This window comes from Zemynaea arenosa, assembly GCF_004614185.1.
Lineage (GTDB): Bacteria > Pseudomonadota > Gammaproteobacteria > Burkholderiales > Burkholderiaceae_D > Telluria > Telluria arenosa.
Map to the genome: position 1 here is coordinate 57441 of NZ_SPVF01000268.1, position 17081 is coordinate 74521.

The 17081-nt window shown below is 65.1% G+C and carries 20 protein-coding genes; 8 read left to right on the plus strand and 12 right to left on the minus strand.

Annotated features, from left to right (window positions below; all coding sequences use genetic code 11):
- Window positions 1-4: 4 nt before the first annotated feature.
- The 6 genes from E4L96_RS24625 to E4L96_RS22240 form a co-directional block, all read right to left on the minus strand.
- Window positions 5-139 carry a hypothetical protein gene (locus tag E4L96_RS24625; RefSeq protein ID WP_267874345.1) on the minus strand — a complete coding sequence of 45 codons (135 nt, stop codon included), beginning with the start codon at window positions 137-139 and terminating at the stop codon, window positions 5-7.
- Between the two features lie 41 nt (window positions 140-180).
- Complete coding sequence (locus tag E4L96_RS22220; RefSeq protein WP_135209404.1) at window positions 181-663, minus strand: hypothetical protein; 483 nt, start codon at window positions 661-663, stop codon at window positions 181-183.
- Window positions 664-757: 94 nt separating this feature from the next.
- Entirely contained in the window at window positions 758-1006 is a 249-nt protein-coding gene (locus E4L96_RS22225; RefSeq protein WP_135209405.1) for a hypothetical protein, read from the minus strand.
- Window positions 1003-1797 carry a DNA/RNA non-specific endonuclease gene (locus E4L96_RS22230; protein WP_135209406.1) on the minus strand — a complete coding sequence of 265 codons (795 nt, stop codon included), beginning with the start codon at window positions 1795-1797 and terminating at the stop codon, window positions 1003-1005. The genes E4L96_RS22225 and E4L96_RS22230 overlap by 4 nt, the downstream gene beginning before the upstream one ends.
- A gap of 77 nt (window positions 1798-1874) precedes the next feature.
- On the minus strand, window positions 1875-2831 hold the full coding sequence (locus tag E4L96_RS22235) for a helix-turn-helix transcriptional regulator (RefSeq protein WP_135209407.1): 957 nt from the start codon (window positions 2829-2831) through the stop codon (window positions 1875-1877).
- A 2-nt stretch (window positions 2832-2833) separates the two neighbouring features.
- Window positions 2834-3265 carry an EamA family transporter gene (locus tag E4L96_RS22240; RefSeq protein WP_135209408.1) on the minus strand — a complete coding sequence of 144 codons (432 nt, stop codon included), beginning with the start codon at window positions 3263-3265 and terminating at the stop codon, window positions 2834-2836.
- 133 nt (window positions 3266-3398) lie between these two features.
- Here E4L96_RS22240 and E4L96_RS22245 point away from each other — a divergent pair, with 133 nt between their 5' ends.
- Window positions 3399-4145 carry an NIPSNAP family protein gene (locus E4L96_RS22245; RefSeq protein ID WP_135209409.1) on the plus strand — a complete coding sequence of 249 codons (747 nt, stop codon included), beginning with the start codon at window positions 3399-3401 and terminating at the stop codon, window positions 4143-4145.
- Complete coding sequence (locus tag E4L96_RS22250) at window positions 4142-4774, plus strand: LysE family translocator (RefSeq protein WP_135209410.1); 633 nt, start codon at window positions 4142-4144, stop codon at window positions 4772-4774. The genes E4L96_RS22245 and E4L96_RS22250 overlap by 4 nt, the downstream gene beginning before the upstream one ends.
- A gap of 50 nt (window positions 4775-4824) precedes the next feature.
- Here the strand turns inward: E4L96_RS22250 and phaR are convergent, their stop codons facing one another.
- Window positions 4825-5373: a polyhydroxyalkanoate synthesis repressor PhaR gene (phaR, locus tag E4L96_RS22255; RefSeq protein WP_135209411.1), complete on the minus strand. Its 549-nt coding sequence runs from the start codon at window positions 5371-5373 to the stop codon at window positions 4825-4827.
- Window positions 5374-5599: 226 nt separating this feature from the next.
- Window positions 5600-7321 (minus strand): class I poly(R)-hydroxyalkanoic acid synthase, encoded by a 1722-nt coding sequence (phaC, locus tag E4L96_RS22260; RefSeq protein WP_135209412.1) that lies wholly within the window; start codon window positions 7319-7321, stop codon window positions 5600-5602.
- A 12-nt stretch (window positions 7322-7333) separates the two neighbouring features.
- On the opposite strand from phaC, the gene E4L96_RS22265 reads away from it, so the two are divergent.
- The gene (locus tag E4L96_RS22265; protein ID WP_135209413.1) at window positions 7334-7522 is read left to right on the plus strand and encodes a hypothetical protein; all 189 of its coding nucleotides are present in this window, start codon (window positions 7334-7336) and stop codon (window positions 7520-7522) included.
- 3 nt (window positions 7523-7525) lie between these two features.
- On the opposite strand, the gene pgeF is transcribed toward E4L96_RS22265, so the two are convergent.
- Both pgeF and E4L96_RS22275 read right to left on the minus strand, forming a co-directional pair.
- On the minus strand, window positions 7526-8305 hold the full coding sequence (pgeF, locus tag E4L96_RS22270; protein WP_135209414.1) for a peptidoglycan editing factor PgeF: 780 nt from the start codon (window positions 8303-8305) through the stop codon (window positions 7526-7528).
- A complete protein-coding gene (locus E4L96_RS22275; RefSeq protein WP_370660760.1) occupies window positions 8302-9438 on the minus strand; it encodes an RluA family pseudouridine synthase in 1137 nt (378 codons plus the stop codon). Before E4L96_RS22275 ends, pgeF begins: the two co-directional genes overlap by 4 nt.
- A gap of 62 nt (window positions 9439-9500) precedes the next feature.
- Here E4L96_RS22275 and E4L96_RS22280 point away from each other — a divergent pair, with 62 nt between their 5' ends.
- Window positions 9501-10295, plus strand: coding sequence for an outer membrane protein assembly factor BamD (locus tag E4L96_RS22280; protein WP_135209415.1), 795 nt, complete (start codon window positions 9501-9503; stop codon window positions 10293-10295).
- Window positions 10296-10310: 15 nt separating this feature from the next.
- Here the strand turns inward: E4L96_RS22280 and yaaA are convergent, their stop codons facing one another.
- Entirely contained in the window at window positions 10311-11081 is a 771-nt protein-coding gene (gene yaaA / locus E4L96_RS22285; protein WP_135209416.1) for a peroxide stress protein YaaA, read from the minus strand.
- 26 nt (window positions 11082-11107) lie between these two features.
- Between yaaA and E4L96_RS22290 the strand changes: the two genes are divergently transcribed.
- The 4 genes from E4L96_RS22290 to E4L96_RS22305 all read left to right on the plus strand — a co-directional run bounded on the left by E4L96_RS22290 (window position 11108) and on the right by E4L96_RS22305 (window position 15793).
- Complete coding sequence (locus tag E4L96_RS22290; protein WP_135209417.1) at window positions 11108-11575, plus strand: putative toxin-antitoxin system toxin component, PIN family; 468 nt, start codon at window positions 11108-11110, stop codon at window positions 11573-11575.
- A 9-nt stretch (window positions 11576-11584) separates the two neighbouring features.
- A complete protein-coding gene (locus tag E4L96_RS22295; RefSeq protein ID WP_135209418.1) occupies window positions 11585-12742 on the plus strand; it encodes a pyridoxal phosphate-dependent aminotransferase in 1158 nt (385 codons plus the stop codon).
- A gap of 51 nt (window positions 12743-12793) precedes the next feature.
- The gene (locus E4L96_RS22300; RefSeq protein WP_135209419.1) at window positions 12794-13765 is read left to right on the plus strand and encodes an HD-GYP domain-containing protein; all 972 of its coding nucleotides are present in this window, start codon (window positions 12794-12796) and stop codon (window positions 13763-13765) included.
- Window positions 13766-14014: 249 nt separating this feature from the next.
- On the plus strand, window positions 14015-15793 hold the full coding sequence (locus E4L96_RS22305) for a glycoside hydrolase family 16 protein (protein WP_229414715.1): 1779 nt from the start codon (window positions 14015-14017) through the stop codon (window positions 15791-15793).
- 254 nt (window positions 15794-16047) lie between these two features.
- On the opposite strand, the gene E4L96_RS24770 is transcribed toward E4L96_RS22305, so the two are convergent.
- Window positions 16048-16620 carry a tetratricopeptide repeat protein gene (locus E4L96_RS24770; protein WP_167758775.1) on the minus strand — a complete coding sequence of 191 codons (573 nt, stop codon included), beginning with the start codon at window positions 16618-16620 and terminating at the stop codon, window positions 16048-16050.
- Window positions 16621-17081: the final 461 nt, after the last annotated feature.

Consider the following 17081-nt stretch of genomic DNA (forward strand, 5'->3'; position numbering starts at 1 on the left):
ACGCTTAGCGCATGATGATCGCGCCAATCAACAGCGCCGACACCAGTGTTCCCCCAACGACCATGAATATCCCGATGGCCCTCATGGTTCGTTCGCGCTCTTCGGGTTCAAAGATGTGCCGTAGGAGTTTATCAAACATGGCCAGCCCTCCGTATCAGTGATCTCACTATAGCAGCACATTCACTCCGCCCAGAAGTGCGTCGCGGTGAAAGTCACAGCGGTCACTGCCGCCGCGCCGATCGAGGTTATCAGGAAGACGTTGCGCCGGGCAAAGTGTTCGTCACGTGAATTGACTCGCCGTCTTCCAGAGTTCCTTTGATGCTCATCTGCCTCAAGGGCGCCCAAAAGCACGAAAACTGACGAAAGGAGCATGAACACCGAATGCCAACCTATCGAAGTCAGCGCAATAGTTGCGTCACTCGTGCTCGCGAGACCCTTGCCTAGCAATACGTTGAGGTGCCTACCAGCCTCATACATGGCCGCTGTACACATCGCGATGACGGTCCAGAAGAGTTGGCCGTCCTTGACAGAGCGGTATACCAACGCTCCGATCCTCCCCCGATAGCGGCTATGCAGAGTGGCCAAAGGAAGCAAAGCAATTGGAGCCAGGAGCGGTGTCGCCACATTCGTGAGAAACCACATCGCGGCATGAGGGAAGTCCATGTGGCTGCACCGGTAAGAGGATCGCGGTAGCGTACCTCCCGCACGGAACGCCGTCGCGAGGTGGATCAGCGCGGCGGAGGGAACAAAACCGCAGTCACGCGAAGGGGTTGTCGACCTTCTTTGACTTTGGGGGCGGGAGCTGGGCGGGGAGCTGCTTGGACTCGAGGTGGGCGACGATGTCCGCCAGGAGCAGGTGCAGGGCGCGCGCGTTGGCGAGGCCTTGCTGGTCGGCGGTCAGGTCGATGTCACCGCTGATGGTGACGCGGTCCACCCGGTTCTCGACCTGCAGGCCGCCGATCTGCAGCACATCCGCCTCGTTGGCATAGGGTTTGAACGACTTCACCACGCATCTCCTTTCCGCGACTTCGACGCCTTCTTCACCTTCGGCAGCTTGAGCATTTGCCGCTTCTGCTGCTCGCTCAAGGACGGCAGCAGGTTGATTCCGATGACCTGCTCCAGCTCCGCCACCGGCATCACCCGCACCTCGCCCCATCCGCTGTTCTCGACGAACCACGCCGCCCCGGCGCGCTGCCGCGGACTCCAGACCGCCTTGTACAGGTGGGTCGGCACCAGCACATTGCCCACCTTCTGCAACTGCGCCCCAACGAATGCAGGACCGGTCAGCACATACAGCGCACCATCCTTCTTCGCCATCTTGCGTACCGCGCCTTCGATGCCCGCCCACACATGGCGGTTGTTGTCCGCATCCTGCGGCACCATGTTCGCCAGCGTGAAGCTCTCGTACTGCGAGCGCCGGTCCGGCATGTCCCCGTTGGGCGACATATGGCCGCGGTCAAACCCGCTGCGCGCGTAGTCCTTCAACTCAGCGCGCTCGCTGCGCGGCAGCCGCTCCTCGGGATGGAAGCTGTTCTCGCGCGAGAGGGTCTGCGCCGACGCGATGGCATCGGCCTTCAGGTACTCAGCCGACCACAGCGGCGTGCGCGTGAGCCCCGAGTGCATGACGCCAAAGACACCGTAGCACAGCTCCCGCGTCGCGGTCGCGAGCTTTGCGTTGCGGATTTCGGGCGTGCGCCCATCGAGGTAATGGGCCGGGCATTCGCCGGCGAGAGCCGCACCAGCAAGCGTGGATGCGGCCAGGACCAGCGCCAGGCTGGCCAGGGACAAGCGGATCATTCAGGAGCAGGAAGAGCAGGACACGGCCGCCATTGTAGCGGCCTTTGCACGCGCCATCGCACCCGCGCGGACAAATCCTAGGTGGCCGCTCCAGCCAGACGTAAAAGCCGCTGCGCCACCCGCACCACAGCCTCGCGCAGCGCCACCGGCTCGCGCACCTCGAACTCGCACGGCACCGAAGCCAGGTGCGACGCGAACCATTCGATATGGTCGGTGTGGCAGCGCATCAGCACCCCGTCATCGGTCTGCTCGAACAGGCCCACGCCGTCGAACATGTAGGCACTCGCCGATTTGAGGTCGGTCTTCAAAAGCACCGTGACCGGGTGCGTGCGCTGCATGGTGGCCAAGGACTGCTTCAGGTGGGCCAGCGCATCGAACCCCGCCGGGCGCGCAAAGTACGCGGGCCGCAAGTCCACCCGCACGATGCGGTCGAGACGGAACGAACGCATGCTGTGCCGCAGATGGCACATGCCGATCACGTACCAGCACCCCATGCGAAACGCCAGCCCGTACGCATCGAAGTCCCGCTCCGTATCCCGCCCGTCCGGCGCCCGGTAGTGCATGTAGACGCGCTGCTGGGCCAGCGCCGCGGAGCTCAGCGTCACCAGCGCATCGTTATCGGCCGGGGCCACCGAGCGCACCATGTCCAGGCGCACCGTCTCGTCCACCGCCCGCACCCGCCGCTTCAGGTTCGCGGGCATGATGCGTTCCAGCTTGGCCTGCGCGCTCGCCACTGCGGGCGCCGCCTCCGCAAAGCCCAGGCTCTTGGCCGCCAGCAGGCCGACCGACAGCGCCAGCGCCTCGTCGTCCGTGAACATCATCGGCGGGAGCTTAAAGCCGGGCATGATGGCGTAGCCGCCGTAGCGCCCGCGCTCGGTGGTGATCGGGATGCCGATCTCCTCCAGCGTGCCGATGTAGCGCCGCAGCGTACGCGTGTCCACGCCGAGACGGGCGGACATCTCGGCGCCGCTCATGCGGCCATGGGTTTGTAGCAGTTCCAGGACTGCGAGTACGCGGGTGGTCGGGTGGTACATGGTCAGAACGCGATGATGACAATGGAGCCGGCGACGATCAGCGCGCCTCCAATCGCGATGGGCCAAGTCAGCTGCTCGCCCACGAACAGGACTCCGAGCAGGATAGCAATGGCAACCGACAGCTTGTCGACCGGCGCCACCTTGCTCACTGGCCCGAGCTGCAACGCACGGTAGTAGCACAGCCAGGACAGCCCGGTCGCCACGCCAGACAGCACCAGGAATAGCCAACTGTGTGCCGGGATCGTCGACGGTTTCTGCCATTCGCCGCGCTGCCACACCAGCCCCCCGGTCACCGCCAGGATGACGACGGTGCGGATGAGAGTCGCCAGGTTCGAGTTCAGCCCCACCACGCCCAGCTTGCCGAAGAGCGCCGTCAGCGCGGCGAAAAACGCCGACCCCAGCGCGAATCCCACCCAGGATGAAAACAGGTTCATGCCGACCTCCGATGCTTGGAAGTTGCCATTGTAGTCATCTAATAGGGCCAAATCTGTCCTATTTAGAAATTATTCTCCTGGCACTGTCACTTGAGCAGTGGCTCAAACGTCGTAGCGCAAGGAGGAAAACAAAATGAATACCGAATACAACGTCATCGAACTGCGCCGCTACACAATCCAGCCGGGCCGGCGCGCCACCTTCGGCCGCTACTTCGAGACTTATTTTCCGGAGGCGTTCCAGCAGCTGGGGGCGATCGCCTATGGTCACTTCTACGAACGCGAGCAGCCGGACCGCTTCACCTGGCTGCGCGGCTACCAGGACATGGAGCACCGCCTGGCCGTCAACCGCGCCTTCTATTACGGCCCCGTGTGGGCCGAGCACAAGAGCGCCGTGAACAGCCTGATCGCGAACAGCGACGACGTGCTGCTGCTGCGCCCCATCGACCCGGGCCACGGCCTGCCGCTGCTGCGCGCGGTCGATCCGGTATCCGAACCCGAGGGCGCGGGCGGGATCGTGGTGGCCCAGATCTTCAAGGTCTGCGACGACCGGCTGGATTCCTTCCTGCAGCGCGCCGAGATCGGGTTCGCGGGCTACCGCGGGCCTGGCCTGATCGAACTGGGCGTGCTGGCCACACTGGATGTGCCGAACAACTTCCCCCAGCACCCGGTGCGCACGGACGGCACCTACGTGGTCTGGTTCGGCGCCTTGCAGGACGAGGATGCGCTGGCCTGCTTCCGCCCCGCGCTGGACATCGTGGCCGACGGCCTGGCCCGCACCGGCCTGCTGGACGGCCCGACCGAGACCGTAATCCTGGACCCGAGCGTGCGCTCGCGCCTGCGCTGGCAGCGTCCGGTCACCCAGCTGGCGCGTGCGGCATGAGCCAGGCCGCCAACCTGTGGCTGTACTTCGTGGTCGTGTTCGGGATCATCGCGCTGCCGGGCATGGACATGGCCTATGTGATGGGCAGCTCGCTGCTGGGTGGGCGCCGCTCCGGGCTGGCGGCGGTGGCCGGGATCATGGCGGGCGGCGTCTGCCACATCACCATGGGCGCGCTGGGCGTGGCCGCCATCCTCAAGCTGTGGCCCGCGCTGTATGTGGCCATGCTGATTGGCGGCGCGCTGTACGTGGGTTTCATGGGCGTCGGTTTCCTGCGCAGCGCCGAGATGCTGCTGCCCGCGGCCGACGTGCCGGTGCTGGCCCCGCACGTCACCTTCCGGCGTGCGCTGGTCACCAGCCTCGTGAATCCGAAGGCCTATTTGTTCATGCTGGCGGTGTTCCCGCAGTTCGTGAAGCCGGCGTATGGACCGGTGTGGATGCAGGCGGGCCTGCTGGGGGTGATCACGACGGGGACGCAGTTCGGCGTCTACGGCGCGCTGGCCGCCACGTCGGCGTCCGCCTCGGGCTGGTTCCGCGCCAACCGGCAAGCCGGGCTGTGGACAGCGCGCGTGCTCGGCGCCGTGCTGCTGGTGGTGGCGGCGCTCACACTGGCGCAGGTGCGCCAGCTGTGAGGCTGGAAGACATCGCGGGCCGGAGCCCGCTGCCACCGGCCTGGTGGGCGTTACTTCTTGTCGGTGCCGGTGGGCGCCCCGAACGGGAAGGCGCTGAACATGGCCTTGGACTGGTTCTGCATCTGCTCCTGCATCTGCACGAACAGGTTCTTGCTCTGGTCGATGTAGCTGTTCATCATGCCCTGCATCAGCGGGCCCTGCACGTTCATGAACTGGGTCCACATCTCCTGGCTGAACGGCTTGCCGTCCGTGGCGATGGTGAACTTCTTCTGAATGTCGGTGAAGGCCTGGACGTTCTTTTCCAGGTAGGACCCCATCATGCCCTGCATGGCGTGCCCGTAGTAGCGGATGATCTGGGCCAGCACCTCGCTGGAGAACATCGGTGCGCCATGCGCCTCTTCCTCCAGGATGATCTGCAGCAGGATGCTGCGGGTCAGGTCCTCATTGGTCTTGGCGTCGACGACGGTGAACTCGTCATTGTCCAGGACCAGCTGCTTCACGTCGGTGAGCGTGATATACGAGCTGGTCTGCGTGTCGTAGAGCCGCCGGTTCGGATACTTCTTGATCAGGCGTTCGGAACTTTTCTTGGAACTGCTCATCTCTTGTCGTGTCTCTGTGTGTGGGCGCGATCGCGCGTCAGTGTCTGAGCGCGGAGCGCACCTGATCTTGCGCTGCAGCGCGCTGCTGTCGGAATGTTCTACGGGCAGCGGTTGGCCGGCCCGCGACATGCTCATTTTTTCCGCATTATGAGGCGAAAAACCAGAAAATACCACGTCCGCGGAGCTGTGGGGAAACTTATTGCAGCGCACCGAGACAGTTTTCCCTTCAGTCCGCCCGAACCTTCACGTAGCGCCCCGGTGCCGGCTCGATCGGCGCATGGGTCTTGCTGCCGAGCTTGGTACGGGCCTTGACGTCCTTGCCGCCGTTCTCGGCCAGGAAGGCGGCCCAGGCCGTCCACCAGCTGCCGGGGTGCTCGGTCGCGCCGTCGAACCAGTCCTCGGCCGGCAGCGGCGCGCCCTGGTGCGGATTGGTCCAGTAGCTGCGCTTGTTCTTGGAGGCCGGGTTGATCACGCCCGCGATGTGGCCGGACGCGCCCAGCACATAGCGGTTGTTGGACGGCTGGGCACGGTTGAGGATGTGCATGGACGCGTAGGCCGCCTGCCACGGCACGATGTGGTCTTCGCGCGAGCCGTAGATGAACACCGGGATATCGATCGCGCCGAGATCGACCTTCTCACCGCACACGATCAGGCGGCCCGGCTCCTGCAGGCTGTTCTCCAGGTAGGTATTGCGCAGGTACCAGCAGAACATCGGGCCCGGCAGGTTGGTGCTGTCCGCGTTCCAGTACAGCAGGTCGAACGCAGGCGGTTCCTTGCCCTTGAGATAGTTCTGCTGGACGTAGTTCCACACCAGGTCGTTCGGGCGCAGCGCGGAGAAAGTGGTTGCCAGGTCGCGCCCCGGCATGATGCCGCCGCGGCCCAGCTGCTGTTCGCGCAGGGCGACCTGGGTGTCGTCGACGAAGACTTCCAGCACGCCGGTGTCGGAGAAGTCGAGCAAGGTGGTCAGCAGGGTCAGGCTGGCGGCCGGCTTCTCGCCGCGCGCCGCCAGCACCGCCAGCGCGGTCGCCACGATGGTGCCGCCGACGCAGAAGCCGAAGGCCTGCACCTTGTCCGTCTTGGCGATCTCGCGCGCCACGTTGATGGCAGTGATGGCGCCCTGCTCCACGTACTGGTCCCAGGTCACCTGGCCCATGGAGGCATCGGGGTTGCGCCACGAGACCATGAACACGGTGTTGCCCTGCTCCACGGCGTAGCGCACCACGGAATTGGCGGGTTGCAGGTCCAGGATGTAGAACTTGTTGATGCACGGCGGGATCATCACCAGCGGCAGCGCGTGTACGTTCGGCGTGGTGGGCGCGTACTGGATCAGCTGGAACAGCTCGTTCTCGAACACCACCTGGCCTTCGGAGGTGGCGACGTTGGTGCCGACCTCGAAAGCCGATTCGTCGGTCTGCGAGATGCGGCCCTTCTGCATGTCCGCCAGCATGTTGGCGAGGCCCTTGGCCAGGCTTTCGCCATTCGTTTCCAGCATGTGCTTCTGGGCTTCGGGGTTGGTGGCCAGGAAGTTCGCGGGCGACATCGCGTCCACCATTTGCATCACCGCGAAACGGATCTTCTGCTTGTCGCGCGGCTTGGCCTGGACGGCGTCGGCCATCTTCAGCAGGAACTCGCCGTTCAGCAGGTAGGAGGCGGCGCTGAAGGCGGACACCGGGTTGCCGGTCCACGCCGTGCCGGAGAAGCGCTTGTCATGCAGCTCGGGGATTTTCCCCATCGCGAATTCCTGCCACAATGCCGCTGCCTTGGCCATGTAGTCCTGGCGGATGGCGTCCAGCGCCACCGGGTCCACGCCGGCCCCGAGGTCCTTGAGCAGGTGGGCGGCGGGAGTGCCGTCCATCTGGGGCATCTTGAACCACGCCTGCCATGCCTGGGGATCGGAAATCTGCGCCAGCCAGGCGGCGCCCATTGCTTGAGGATCGGGCATATTCATGTTGGACATCCTATGTTGATCGTTGCCGTTGCGTGGATCTACGTGGTCGGCCTGATGGCGCTGACCGAGCCGTCGGTAATAGCCGGTATTATGACTTTTTTCGGCTATTGTTTGTTCCCTTTGTCCTTGGCCTGGTACCTGTTTGGCCGTAAAAAGAAGCGGCCCGCACGCAGCCAGCCGCGCGAGCCAGGGCAGGATTGAAGCTCAGCGCAGCCAGATGAGGGTGGCCATGCGGCCGGTGACGCCGTCGCGGCGGTAGGAGTAGAAGGTCTCGGGTTCGGAGACCGTGCAATGTTCGCTGAAGGCGACCTCGGTCACGCCGCCGCGGGCCAGGGCCAGGCGGGCCAGCACCCACATGTTGGCGAGATATTTGCCGGATTTGCCCGGGATGGGCCGGAAGCAGGCGTGGACACGCCCGGCGTCCGCCAACGCGGTGGCGAGGAAGGCCTGCAGTACATCGTCGCCGACCTCGAATTCGTCCGGGCCGATCGAAGGGCCGATCCAGGCCGTGATGTCGCCCGCCCCCTTGGCGCGCATGGCCGCGACGGTCGCCGCCAGCACACCACCGGCCAAGCTGCGCCAGCCCGCATGCGCCGCGCCTACCACCTTGCCGTCCTTGTCCGCCAACAGCACCGGAATGCAGTCCGCCGTCTGGATCGCGCAGACCACGCCGCGCTGACCGGTGACGCTGGCATCGGCCACCACGGCCGCATCGGACGTCACCTGCGCCGCATCCACCACCGCGATGCCATGGACCTGCGAGATCCACGCCGGCTCGGCCGGCAGCACATGCCGCAGGTGCGCGCGGTTACGCCGCACGTTTTCAGGGTCGTCCCCCACGTGCAGCCCCAGATTGAAGCCCCCGCCCCCTTGCCCGTCGTCATACGGCGCGGGCGACACGCCATGGCAGCGCGTGGTCGTCAGCGCGGCCACGGCATGCGGCATGCCGGGCCAGTGCGGCACCAGTGCAAACGGGCTGCTCATCGGTCGGTATAGATCAGGGTGACGTCGTGATCGTCGTCGTCGTCCTCGTCGTCCATGTCGCCATAGTCGAATTCCATGCGCTGGCGTGCACCGCCGCCCTCCTCCTCGTCGAGCGGTTCCTCGACACCGGCGCGCTCCAGCAGCGCGAGCAGGTCGTCGGCCAGTTCCACGGTCCACTCCATCTGCTCACCGGTGGCCGGATGCACGAGCCCCAGGCGGCGCGCCTGCAAGGCCTGGCGGTGGAAGAACTGCGCCAGGTGCTGCTTGCCGTAAACCGTATCGCCCACCAGCGGAAAGCCCAGGTGCTGCATGTGCACGCGGATCTGGTGCGTACGCCCCGTCTCCAGGTGGCAGCGCACCAGGCTCACCGGACGGCGCTCGATTTCGCCCTGGCCGATGCGCTCATAGTGCGTGATCGCCGGCTTGGCCGTCAGGCTCGCGGACACCGCCATCTTCACGCGGTCCTTCTGGCTGCGCGCCATCGGCGCATTGATGGTGCCCGACAGGTGCGGCGTGCCCCACACCAGCGCATAGTATTCGCGCTTGACGGTGCGCGCCTGCAGCTGGCGCACCAGGTCCGTCTGCGCGGCCAGCGTCTTCCCGACCACCATCAGGCCACTGGTGTCCTTGTCAAGCCGGTGCACGATGCCCGCGCGCGGGACCGTCAGCAGCTGCGGGCAGTGGTGCAGCAGGCCGTTGAGCAGCGTGCCGTTCCAGTTGCCGGAACCCGGGTGCACCACCAGCCCTGCGGGCTTGTTGACGACGATGATGTGCTCATCCTCGAACACGATGTCGAGCGGGATGTCCTCGGCGGTGTAGGCCGCGTCTTCCGGCGCCGGCTGAGGTACGACCACCACCGTCTCGTCGCCATAGACCGTGTCCTTGCCACGGGCCTTCTTGCCGTCCACCGTCACGTGGCCATCCTCGATCCACATCGCCAGGCGGGCGCGCGAGAACTGCGGAATCAGGCCCGCGATCATCTTGTCCAGGCGCTGGCCGCACATGTCCGGCGTCAGCGTGAGCGTGATCGGAGAAAAATCGGCGCCGCCGGGAGCCACGGGAAAGTCGCCTTCGAGATCGTCGTCGAGTTCCGGGTCGAAGTCCGCCGATTTCGGCGTTGGAGTTAAGTTCACAATAATCCTAGTAGGCTATAATCAGCCGGTTGAAGCGTTTTCTCGTACAGTTTATGCAGAGTATGCAAAAGAAATTGAAAGTCATCGCTGCGGCCCTGATGCTGGCCAGCGTGTCCGCCTGCGGGCTCCTGCCGGAAAAGGCCGATGAGACCAAGAACTGGTCGGCTGAGAAATTATACTCGGAGGCGATGGACGAACTGAATGGCGGCCACTATGAAGCGGCCATCAAGCTGTTCGAAAAACTGGAATCGAGCTACCCGTTCGGCACCTATGCCGCGCAGGCGCAGATGGAAATCGCCTATGCGCATTACAAGGCCCAGGACCAGGCCGAGGCTCTCGCCGGGGTCGAGCGCTTCATCAAGCTGCACCCGAATCACCCGCAGGTGGACTACATGTACTACCTGCGTGGCCTGATCAACTTTAACGACAACATCGGCCTGATGTCGACCCTGTATTCGCAGGACCCGACCGAGCGCGATCCGAAAGCCACGCGCGAGGCTTTCGTCGCCTTCAAGGCGCTGGTCGACAAGTTCCCGAATTCGAAGTACACGCCCGACTCGCTCGCGCGCATGAACTACCTGGTCAACGCGATGGCCAGCTACGAAGTGCACGTGGCCAGCTATTACTTCCGCCGCGGCGCGTATCTGGCCGCCCTGAACCGCGCCCAGGGCGCCGTGCAGGACTACCAGACCGCCCCCGCGACCGAGGAAGCGCTGTTCATCATGATCCAGTGCTACGACCGCATGAACATGCTGGAGCTGCGCGACGACACCCAGCGCGTCTTCGTGAAGAACTACCCCGACAGCCGCTTCCTCAAGCCGGAACAGGCCAAGCCCTGGTGGAAGGTCTGGGGCTAAGCGCCCCTTTCCGGTTCAGGCTTCAAGATTACGGCGGAACAGCCAGGTGCTGTCCGTCGACTCCTTCTTCACGAACTTGTAGCCGTCCACGTTGAAGGATTTGAGCTTGAGCGGGTCCGTCAGGCCCTTGGTGGCCGCGTAGCGCGCCATCAGCCCGCGGGCGCGTTTGGCGAAGAACGAGATGATCTTGTACTGGCCGTTCTTGCAGTCCTCAAACACGGGCGTGATCACGGGGACGGCGAGCTGCCTGGGCCGCACGGACTTGAAGTATTCTTCCGACGCCAGGTTGACCAGCGCGGTCGCCCCAGTTTCTGCGACCTGCCGGTTCAGCGTGTCCGTCACCTCGCCGCCCCAGAACGCATACAGATCCTTGCCCTGCTCGTTCTGCAGCCGGGTGCCCATCTCCAGCCGGTGCGGCTCGATCGCATCGAACGGGCGCAGGACGCCATACAGGCCGGAGAGGATGCGTACGTGCTGCTGCAGCCAGTCCAGCTGTTTGGGCTTGAGGGTTTTGGCTTGCAGGCCGTCATAGACGTCGCCGTCGAAAGCCATCGCCGCCTGCCGTCCTTGCGCGGGGTCGCCCGTCCACGAGGCATAGCGGCCGACGTTGAGGGAGGCCAGCGCATCGGACAGCTCCATCAGCGAGGCGAGACGGTCCGGCGAATAATCGCGCAGGAGGTGGATCAGCTGGGCCGAGCGTTCCAGGAAGTCGGGCGTGGTGCGGTGCTTGAGTTTGAGCGGGGTTTCGAAGTCGAGCGATTTGGCGGGCGACAGGACAATCAACATACAAACGTGAACGAATGAATCAGACGATGAGCGACACAAAGACCGACATCATAACCGTTCCCCGGCTTGTGATCGATACCAACGTCTGCCTCGACCTGTTCGTCTTCCAGGATCCGCGCTGGGCTGCTCTGCTGGCCGAGATCGAGGCCGGGACGGTGGAGGCCATCACGCGCGCCGACTGCCGTTCCGAGTACCTGTATGTCCTGAACTATCCGCATCTGCCGCTCGATGAGAGCAGCCGTTTGACGGCCGCCGCACGCTTCGACCGCGCCCTGCGCGTGGTGGACGCATCCGCGCGGCCGATCCGGCTCCCTGTCTGCACCGACAAGGACGACCAGAAATTCCTGGAGCTCGCGCGCGACGCGCAAGCCGATGTCCTGATCACCAAGGACAAGGCCCTGCTCAAGCTGGCCCGCAAGACCGCCGCCGCGGGCCTGTTCCGCATCCTGCTGCCGGAGGTGTGGCTCGCAGCGCGGGCAGGCACGGTCGGCTAGAATATTCGGATGGCCACTCCGACTCTCACCACCAAACTGCCCGCCGTAGGCACCACCGTTTTCACCCGCATGTCCGCACTGGCGGCCGAACATGGCGCCGTCAACCTGGGCCAGGGCTTTCCCGACTTTGGCTGCGACCCGGCGCTGATCGATGCGGTCGATACCGCCATGCGCGCAGGGCACAACCAGTACCCGCTGATGAGCGGCGTGCCCGCGCTGCGCCAAGCCATCGTCGACAAGATCGCTGCGCTGTACGGCGCGCGCTACGACGTCAACGCCGAGATCACTGTCACGGCGGGCGCCAGCCAGGCCATCATGACCTCCATCCTGTGCTGCGTGCATCCGGGCGACGAAGTCATCGTCATCGAACCTGCGTACGACTGCTACCTGCCCGCGATCGCGCTGGCGGGCGGCGTGCCGGTGGCGGTGGAGATGGAAGTCGGTGAGCAAGGTTATGTCGTGCCATGGGCGAAGGTCGCTGCCGCCGTGTCGCCGCGCACGCGACTCATCATCGTCAACTCGCCGCACAACCCGACCGGCTCGATCCTGAGCGCGGCAGACCTGCGCGCGCTGGCGGACATCGTGCGCGGCACCGATATCCTGCTGCTGTCGGACGAAGTGTACGAACACATGGTCTTCGACGGCCAGCTGCACGAGTCCCTGTGCCGCCACCCCGAGCTGGCCGAACGCGCTTTTGTGGTCTCCAGCTTTGGCAAGACTTACCACGTCACCGGCTGGAAGGTCGGCTACGTGGCCGCACCAGCGCCTTTGATGACGGAGTTCCGCAAGGTCCACCAGTACAACGTCTTCACGGTCAATACGCCGATGCAGCACGGGATCGCGCACTTCATGGGCGACCCGCAGCCGTATGTGCAGCTGCCCGCCTTCTACCAGCGCAAGCGCGACCTGTTCCGGGACGGCCTGGCCGGGACGCGCTTTACGTTGCTTCCAGCCGACGGTACCTACTTCCAATGTGTCCGTTACGACGGTATCTCTTCTATACTGGAAGCGGACTTCGCGGCGTGGCTCGCCACCGAGATCAAGGTGGCCGCCATTCCCGTCTCGGCCTTCTACAGCAGCGGGCGCGAGTCGGGCATCGTGCGCTTCTGCTTCGCCAAGAAGGACGAGACACTGCGCCTGGCGCTGGACCGGCTGGCGCGGATCTAAGTAGCCGATACATACAGCGGGCCCGCCACATGGGCCCGGCCGGGAGGGGCCATGACCACGCTGTCTTCCCACGCGGCGCATACCGCCACGGCGCAGCCCTATTCGGTGCTGCGCGCGCTGAACGCCTCCACGCGGCGGCTGGAGCGCGTGCTGCTGGACCTGCGCCTGCAATCCAATCCCGACACCCAGCTGCGCACCCTCGCCCATGACGTCATCGCAGCCGTCGAACGCAATCCGGATGTGGCGCTGGCCTCCATTTACCTGAACCAGATCGCGGGCCTGTACGCGGTGCGGCACTGCGTGGAGACGGCCGTCGTCGCCATCGTGCTGGCACGCGCGCTGGGCAAGACGCCGGGCGAAGTCGTGACCATGACGGCGGCCGCGCTGACCATGAACATCGGCATGGTGCTGCACGCCGAGCGCTTCCAGAACCGGGGCGCGGACCTCACGAGCGAGGAGCGCGCAATCATCGCGCACCATCCGGCGCTTGGCGCCGACCTGCTGCGCAGCGCGGGCGTGGAAGACCAGCAGTGGATCGACTACGTGCTGCTGCATCATGAGATGGACGATGGCAGCGGCTACCCAATCGGTCTGCGCGCGCCCGAGATCCCGCAGAACGCCAAGATGATAGGCCTCGCGGACCGCTACTGCGCCTGCGTCTCGGCGCGCAACTACCGCCGCTCGTTGCTGCCGCCGGCAGCCCTGGAGCAGCTTCTCACCGGCCACGGGGCCAGGCTGGATGAAGACCTGGCGCGCGCCATCCAGCAGCAGATCGGGATGCATCCGCCCGGGACCCTGGTGCGGCTGGCGAACGGGGAAACCGGCGTGGTCTCGAAGCGCCTGGACTCCGGCGGCAGTGCCCAGGTCCACGCCCTGCGCGCCCCCGGGGGCACCCCGCTGCAGCCCGCGCAAGTGCGCACGACTCTCGATGCCGGCGCCGCCATCGCCACCGCCCTCCATGAAGACCAGGCTGGCCTGCGCTTCTCGATGAAGCACATCTGGGGCGAACTGGCGGCGCTGTAAAAGCCCGTTTCACTGCTCCCCCTTTCCCATCGCGGCTTTTGCGCGACACCTGCAACGCTGCATCCCGGCACCCTGCACGACACGTTTGACCGGCCCGGCCGAAAAGGTATATATTTTCCTTAATTTGTTGGAAACGTTTCCATTCTTAGAATAATCGGGCCGCATTCCAGAACCAACTGCCAAGTTGGCACACCCAGGGGGGCACCGTCCGGCGCCCCTCACCACAGTGAAAACAACGGAGGAGTCGACGTGATACACGAAACGAAGGATCGTCACCTGAATTGGAAACCTTTCCACGCGGCATTGGCTGGACTGGTGCTGGCCTGTGCCATTCCGGCCGCCGCCAGCGTCACCAATCCCACCATCGGGGCGCTGATCTGGTCCGAGGAATTCAACGGCACGGGCCTGGACGCGAGCCGCTGGACCGCCACCGATGGGAATGGCTGCCAGATCAACCTGTGCGGCTACGGAAACGCGGAGCTGGAGTACTACAGCCCCAACAACCTGTCGATCGCCGATGTGCCGTTCGAGCCGGGCACGCGCGCGCTGGCCATCAAGGCCATGCGCCAGGTCATCGGCAGCAACCAGTTCACCTCCGGGAAGGTCGACAGCAAGAACAAGGTGCAGGTGCAGTACGGGATGATCGAGATCCGCATGGCCACGCCGAACGTCGCCACCGGCCTGTGGCCCGCCGCGTGGATGCTGGGCGTCAGCCCGCAGACCTGGCCGCGCAACGGCGAGATCGACATCATGGAGATGGGCCAGAGCTCCGCCGCGCGCGCGGCTGCCGGCTCGCCGCCACCGAACAACTTCGTCGGCTCCAACGTGATCACCTACCAGCAGGCTGCGTGCGTGCCGGGGAACGAAAGCTGCGCCGCGTCCACGGCCTGGCAGACCAAGAACTGGTACATCTCCGGTTCGCCCCTGACCAACCGCTTCGTCAAGTACCGCCTGTACTGGACCGACACCGAGATGCGCTTCACGACCGTTGACAACGGCGTCGAGTACAACATGTACAACGCACCGCTACCGGTGAATTCCGATTCGCTGAAGGCGCCCTTCTACCTGCTGCTGAACCTCGCGGTGGGCGGCAACTTCACTGACGCCACGAGCCCCAGCCAGGTCACGGCGCCGCTGCCGGCCACCATGTACGTCGACTATATCCGCGTGTACCAGCTCGATGGCAAGGGCACGGTCAAGCTGGGCAACCAGACGGTGCCCGAGGTGGCGGGCAAGTTCGGCGTCTTCACGGACAACACGCTCGTCAACAGCAAGCTGGTGGCGGGGACCACGTCCGACATCTTCCTGTGGAACAGCGCCTCGAGCGGCGCCGGGAACACGCCGCCGTATGAGGGCAGCAACGCGATCGCGTGGGCGTACACCGCACCGGGGCAGTGGTTCGGCGGCGGCGTGCAGGCGCGCCAGGCGCGGGACCTGACCAACTACCGCAACGGCACGATGAAATTCCGGATCAAGATCCCGGCCAATGTGTCCTTCAACATCGGCATCGGCGACACGTACACCAACCAGAACTGGATCAACTTCCCGGCGAATACGACGACCTATGGGCTGGTGCGCAATGGCGACTGGGCGCAGGCGAGCATTCCGGTATCGACGCTGATCGGGCCGAAGGTGGCGCTGCAATCGATCTTCGACGTCTTCATGATTTCGAGCGATGCAAACCGGCTGCCGGGGTCCACGTTCCAGTTTGCGATCGACGACATCGTGTGGGACTCGGGGACCACGACTCCCCCGCCGCCCCCGCCGCCGTCGGGCCCGACCTCCATCACGCAGACCAACGCCACCACGGTGCAATTTGCGACCACCACGGGCAGCTGGGCTGACGTGCATTACACGGTCAATGGCGGCGGCCAGCAAAACGTCCGCATGACGCTGAGCGGCACCACCAACACCTACAACCTCGGCGGCCTGAAGGCCGGCGACGTGGTGCGCTACAGCTTCACCTACTGGGACACCAGCAAGAACTACGCAGTCGACACCGCGTGGTCCTCCTACACCATGAAATAACCGCCTTTTCCCGCCTCAACCCCGGGGACGTACCCCGCTCTGGCAGCGGGGTACGTCCCCGTTTTTTTTCCAGCAACTGATTATCCTGCCGGAGCCAACGCGTTGATTTCGTTGAGTAATCGATTAAGTCGCCGCAGCCGGCACCTTATCTATTCGGAGCATTCTGACGGCGTTAGTCCGGGGTACGTCCCCGGTGTGGGAGCGGGGTACGTCCCTGGTGTTTGGGGAATGGGCGTTTTATGGCGGGGAGCAGTCTAGCGGGGGAGTTGCTGGAGCTTGCGGTCGACCAGGGCTTGGAGCTCGGGGGACAAAGTGCCGCTGGATTTGGCGCGGCGGAAGGCGTCGGTGGCTTCGGGGAGGCGCTTCTCGGCTTGCAGGGAGATGCCGAGGCCCATCCACCAGACGCCATTCAAGGGCGCGGCCCTCAGCGCGGACTGGAACTGGTCGATCGCTTCGCGGTGGCGTTGGGCGCGCTGCAAGGCTCCGGCCAGAAAGGCGTGGTATTCGCCATTCCCGGCGGCGTAAGGCAAGGTGCGCTGCAGCGTCTCGATCCCGTCGCCGCCGCGCTCCATTTGCAGGCGCGCGAGCAGCATCGCCATCGACGGTTGACGCGGGTCGAGGGTCAGGCCGGTTTGCAGCTGCTGCATGGCTTCTTCGGGGCGGCGCGCTTCCACCAAAAGGCCGACCAGGGTTTGGCGGGCAGCGTCGTGGCGCGGGTTGGCTTTCAATGCTTCCAGCAGCTGGGCCATGGCCTCGCTCACGTGACCATCCTGCAGGGAGGCGGTGGCGCGGTGGTAGAGACTCTCGGCGTGCTGCTGGGGAGTCATTTGCTTGCCGGTGGAGGCAAGGGCTTGGGCTGCGGCGGCGGGTTTCGCAGGTTGGCTCGCGCCAGATTTGGTGGCGGTCCTCGTAGCGGTGGTGGAGAGCTGCTTGGAGGATTTGGACTTTGCCGACTTGCTAGTAGACGCCAGGGCGGATGCGGCGCGGCCCTTGGCGGTTTTTTTGTCGGCTTTGGCGTGCTTGCGCTTCGCGGGCTTCCGCTCGGGGGCTGATTCATCCGGGCGTGAGGCAGCCGTGTGCGCGGGCGATGTGCTGTCTGCAGAAGAAACGCGAGATACAGCGCTGGCAACCCGCGTGGCCGAGCTGGCGGCTGGCGCTGGGATCGAGGCGGCAGATGGATCAGCGGCGGCGGGTCCGGTGGATGCAGTGGCTGCGGTCGACGCCGCGGACGGTGCCCTGGACGCGGCGAGCGGGCCAGCGGAGCCCGGAGGGGCGGCGGGTACGGCGG